We start from the raw sequence: 4124 nt of genomic DNA on the forward strand, positions 1-4124 counted from the left end.
CCACATAACTGCGCACAATGAAGATGCGATTATGTATCTAAGCCAATCGGTAGAATAAAGGTGACCGGTTGGCTTTTTTGCATAATCTCTGTTGTGCGAAGTTTCAACAACAACCCTTGTGCGCTGTATATAATCACAGTATAATTGACGATAAATTAGACAGGTTGCTAAGACAATCTGCGGTTTAATAGGTTTTTTAAGAGGAGATTAGCCGAGTGAATAATTATTTAACTCAATAGAAGGCACAATAATAATGGCAAATTCAAAAAAAACCTCCAAATCAGTCGCCAAATTGGCTGCGCAAACCCTTAGAGACAACAAATCATCTAAAATACAAAAACACCTTGCTGGCAGTGTTTTAGCTCAAAGCAAAACATCAAAGCAGACTAGCAAGAAGATAGAGGCTGAATTATCAGCTATTTTGCATAGTGATAAATACAATGAGACGACCAGAACATTTGCAGCATCCCTCCTAAGTCAGTCCGATTCTTCAAATTAGGGATTATTAAGGGGCTTGCCCCTTAATGCAGAGCGCTCTTAAAAGGGCGCTTTTTTTGCGCCCTGACTTTCCCTGCCAGACGCTTTTCATGCAACACGCTTTCCGTTTCGTCGCGGCCAGAAGGCCGTAGGCAAAACCAGCCGGCACTGTTACAAAGTGCACTACAGTAATACTGCACTTTTGTACCATTTTTGGTACTAGCGGGTTGGGAGAGAACGGACGAGCCTTAAGCGAGGTAGTGAACGAAGCGAGCGATTTAGAAGGGAAGAGTCCACATACTTTAACAGTGGACTCTAGTACCGTATTGGTACTTTAAATTACAGCTTTAATTTTTTGTATTCATTATTAACGCTTTCAAGAAATACGTCTTCCAAGGAATTCATTTTACCGGCCACACTTAATAAGTCAGAGTAATGGCCGCTTTCAGAAAATGAAGTTGCAAAGCTTTCTATAGGTTTCACGCAATCTGTCGCCTTGTCAGCTAGTTCAATTAATCCAATTGATTTTAATTGAGAAGACTTTCGATGCATTTCCTTTTGGCATAAGTGCATCTTTTCAAAAATAGGGTTTAGCTCTTCTTCTAAAACAACACTTTGAGGAACTGTATGGGGAGTCGGATATTTTTGTAATGTATTAATCATGTCAGAAAGAGCAGAAAAGTGGTCGTGAGCTGCTAACTGAGCCTCTTTGATTATTGATGCTCTATGGTTTGCTCTCATTTTTGTTGTTTCAATCCGATAGGTCATCATCGTAACAATGAGCGAGCCCGTCAGACCAATTAATGCACCTATTGCAACTTTAAAAACATCACTGCTAAGCAGAACAGTACATTCACTTTCCATGCGATCACTTCTCCATTTGGAACGTATTATCTGGCCTTAAACAGTTTGGGTTCCTGTTACACCCGAACTAACTCCGGAATTCCGGAATATTTTAGTTTTTTAAGGCTTAGCGCCTACCAGCTAAAGCTTGTAAATCATGAGTATATTTTTCATCAGCAAAGTCTTCTGCAGAAGGGATACTAAGTCGCTCAAGGTAGGCTTTGTGATCTGGTATATGTTCCCAAGATGCAAGCGTTTCCAGTTCACTTCTAGCGTTAGTCGCAGTTAACTCTATTATAAATTGATCTAGCGAGTACCTTGTATAAAGCTCACCTTGGCATATTTCATTAGGTGTTATATCGAGAGCTTTGGCTAAAGCTGCAATTTGAGAAGCTTTAGGCTCCGTAGCGCCATTTTCCCATTTTAAATAGGTTTGCTTAGTAATATTCAAAATGTTCGCCACATCTTCTTGTTTAAGGTTCTTTTTGCTTCTGGCCTCTCTAAGTACATCTTTAAGCATCTCAAATCTCAATAGGTACAATTTAATTTAACTATAACACTACTTTTTTACACCTCATCGTTGAAATAAACAAAACATTACCCTAAGGTATAGATAAATGTACTTGACAGGGTTTTGTGTTCACTTGTTTTTTATCGACCGTTTATTCATGCAACAAGACCATCCAGATGCAGATTTGCCTCTGGTTGGTAAGCATGTAATCGAACGAATCGAACTCGAAACAGGTGAACTGCTTCCGCCTTCTGTAAACCAAAAAATAATTGAAGGCTCTTACAGCACCAAATTGACGATTCGTTGTGATGGCCACCGTGTAAGAGTTGAGGGAAATCCATCGCGTTGGCAGCGTATGGATAACTTGTTTGGACTACAAACATTAGATGAATGCGTTGCAGTATTTAATAGTGTTTTGGTTAAACATAATTTACCGCCGTTCACAAAAAATACTCATATCGGTTTCCGGAAGTCTACCCGTACTGAAAAGCTAGAGTTATTTGGAAATGGAGCTGAAATAACTTCCATTGATTGGACGGTGAACCACGAAGTAGGCAAGGGCAAGGAGCAGTCTTTTATCCGTGGCTTATCTTCTATGCAAATTGGACGAGGGCGCAAACCAAAGCTTTATCCCGATGGACATACATGCAATTGGGGAGAAGGTTCCGAATGGAATATGACTAAGCTTTACAACAAAGCTGTTGAACTTAAGAGACATTTATTGAAAGAGCAAAGAAGGAAAACTAACGAAAAAAGCGGCCAACTTACTTATATAGAAAATTTAATCAACTACTGTGAAGAGCGTGGAGTGATACGGGAAGAACATAGTCTGCGCCAAAAATTTTTGAAAAGACACAGTCTCCACTTATATGGCCGCGTAACTGAATCTGACTTCTATCCACATTTAAAAGATATCGAGGCAGCTATGAATACAATTCAAATCAACTACGATGAGCACCAATCAATAGCGCATCAACTACTTGCCGCAGGAGCAGTAAAGTCACTAAGACAAGCTAATACAACAATGAACTATTTTACTCTGTGGCAGCATGGAGCTGATTTGCGTGAAACCTTGTCTAGTAGCCAATTCTACGAACATAAATCACGTTTAAAAACTATTGGGATAGATATAGGCCAACAGTTTGACGTGTCACGAATGTGCCCAACATTAAAAAGATCAGATGCAATTGAAGTAAGACCTTTAGTTGTACCTGACTGGTACCAAATGCCTGTTGTAGAGCAATCAAATGTGTTGTCTTTTAAGGCTTATGCATAGGAGTGCAGCGATGTTAATCATAGAAGTTTTTCCAGAGCATCTTGGTGTTAAATCTAGATCTATGCCAGGCAAAGACGGTAAACCTGGTCGCGCTATTCATGAGCAAATAGCTTATGCGTATTTAGGCGGCAAGTTTCCTGTAGAAATGAAACTTCAAGTTGAAAGTCCTGCGGATGCTTATCCTGCGGGAAAATATCAAATCGACAGTTCAAGCTTTATCGTAAACAACTTTGGTGGGCTTGAGCTTAAGCGCTTTGGTCTAACAATCTCACCAGTGGAAAAGCATGCAAGCAGCGATGCAGTAAAGATAGCTAAATAGGGAGAAATGTAATGCCAGCACAAGGAACTGAGGTACTTATTAATTTTGAATCCGTTTATGAGTCTTTAAATACTTTGAAGCTCGCAGCTCAAGCTTTCTCTGATGTGGCAGACGACTGGGGTGAAGAAGATTGTAAATATGCACTAGTAAATTTGCTATCAGTCAACTTACAGCAGCAACTAGAGAGTCATCAACAAGCTGTTTTTAACTCTTTAAATATCGTTGAATCCAAAGCAGCGTAAGGAACGATTATGCAAGACTCAATCTTAAACAGCTTATCTAAGCTGCGGCCAGTAGCTTATAAAGGTGGAATAAGCTTTGTTGATCGCGATGATGATCCTGATTACCAATGTAAGCAATGCTACAAGCCTTGGTGGAAAGATGAATTAGATAAGCACGTATTTATCGTGTGCCAAAAATGCCACGGAGAACTGCGCGCCGTTACAGAACAAGAGCCTCTAGAAACCTAATCTTATCTGACACGCAATGTGCGGCTCAGCCTCGTGAGAGTGCTGCGCCACACAGGAAGTGTTAATCCTGCAAAGCCATTTCTATTAAATCGGGTTTACAATAACAACGTTAAGCCATGCTGCTGATGCGACGACGAGCGAAGCCTGAGCGCAGGAGAAGCAACACAGCAAGGCTAAAACAGTTACAGGCATCCACACTCATCCATATCCACATAACTGCGCACAATG

Annotated in this window: 7 protein-coding genes; 5 read left to right on the plus strand and 2 right to left on the minus strand. The window is 40.3% G+C overall.

The window, feature by feature from the left end:
* Nucleotides 1–253 precede the first annotated feature (253 nt).
* Nucleotides 254–499 (plus strand): hypothetical protein, encoded by a 246-nt coding sequence (locus IEY18_RS17205; protein WP_229780023.1) that lies wholly within the window; start codon nucleotides 254–256, stop codon nucleotides 497–499.
* A gap of 317 nt (nucleotides 500–816) precedes the next feature.
* On the opposite strand, the gene IEY18_RS17210 is transcribed toward IEY18_RS17205, so the two are convergent.
* Both IEY18_RS17210 and IEY18_RS17215 read right to left on the minus strand, forming a co-directional pair.
* Nucleotides 817–1341, minus strand: a complete 525-nt coding sequence (locus tag IEY18_RS17210; RefSeq protein WP_188923105.1) for a hypothetical protein — start codon at nucleotides 1339–1341, stop codon at nucleotides 817–819.
* A 106-nt stretch (nucleotides 1342–1447) separates the two neighbouring features.
* Nucleotides 1448–1840 carry a helix-turn-helix transcriptional regulator gene (locus IEY18_RS17215; RefSeq protein ID WP_188923107.1) on the minus strand — a complete coding sequence of 131 codons (393 nt, stop codon included), beginning with the start codon at nucleotides 1838–1840 and terminating at the stop codon, nucleotides 1448–1450.
* A 97-nt stretch (nucleotides 1841–1937) separates the two neighbouring features.
* On the opposite strand from IEY18_RS17215, the gene IEY18_RS17220 reads away from it, so the two are divergent.
* Genes IEY18_RS17220 through IEY18_RS17235 form a run of 4 tightly spaced genes read left to right on the plus strand, consistent with a single transcriptional unit; the run spans nucleotide 1938 to nucleotide 3896 of the window.
* A complete protein-coding gene (locus IEY18_RS17220; RefSeq protein WP_229780025.1) occupies nucleotides 1938–3107 on the plus strand; it encodes a phage/plasmid replication protein, II/X family in 1170 nt (389 codons plus the stop codon).
* A 10-nt stretch (nucleotides 3108–3117) separates the two neighbouring features.
* On the plus strand, nucleotides 3118–3426 hold the full coding sequence (locus IEY18_RS17225; RefSeq protein ID WP_188923109.1) for a single-stranded DNA-binding protein: 309 nt from the start codon (nucleotides 3118–3120) through the stop codon (nucleotides 3424–3426).
* Nucleotides 3427–3437: 11 nt separating this feature from the next.
* Nucleotides 3438–3668 (plus strand): hypothetical protein, encoded by a 231-nt coding sequence (locus tag IEY18_RS17230; RefSeq protein ID WP_188923111.1) that lies wholly within the window; start codon nucleotides 3438–3440, stop codon nucleotides 3666–3668.
* Between the two features lie 9 nt (nucleotides 3669–3677).
* Nucleotides 3678–3896: a hypothetical protein gene (locus IEY18_RS17235; protein WP_229780027.1), complete on the plus strand. Its 219-nt coding sequence runs from the start codon at nucleotides 3678–3680 to the stop codon at nucleotides 3894–3896.
* Nucleotides 3897–4124: the final 228 nt, after the last annotated feature.

It is taken from the genome of Shewanella gelidii, from assembly GCF_014647855.1.
Taxonomy (GTDB): Bacteria; Pseudomonadota; Gammaproteobacteria; order Enterobacterales; family Shewanellaceae; genus Shewanella; species Shewanella gelidii.

Excerpts from the sequence above, each read along its gene's own strand:
- IEY18_RS17205 (WP_229780023.1), top strand. The coding sequence starts at position 254 with ATGGCAAATTCAAAAAAAACCTCCAAATCAGTCGCCAAATTGGCTGCG.
- IEY18_RS17210 (WP_188923105.1), bottom strand. The coding sequence starts at position 1,341 with ATGGAAAGTGAATGTACTGTTCTGCTTAGCAGTGATGTTTTTAAAGTT.
- IEY18_RS17215 (WP_188923107.1), bottom strand. The coding sequence starts at position 1,840 with ATGCTTAAAGATGTACTTAGAGAGGCCAGAAGCAAAAAGAACCTTAAA.
- IEY18_RS17220 (WP_229780025.1), top strand. The coding sequence starts at position 1,938 with ATGTACTTGACAGGGTTTTGTGTTCACTTGTTTTTTATCGACCGTTTA.
- IEY18_RS17225 (WP_188923109.1), top strand. The coding sequence starts at position 3,118 with ATGTTAATCATAGAAGTTTTTCCAGAGCATCTTGGTGTTAAATCTAGA.
- IEY18_RS17230 (WP_188923111.1), top strand. The coding sequence starts at position 3,438 with ATGCCAGCACAAGGAACTGAGGTACTTATTAATTTTGAATCCGTTTAT.
- IEY18_RS17235 (WP_229780027.1), top strand. The coding sequence starts at position 3,678 with ATGCAAGACTCAATCTTAAACAGCTTATCTAAGCTGCGGCCAGTAGCT.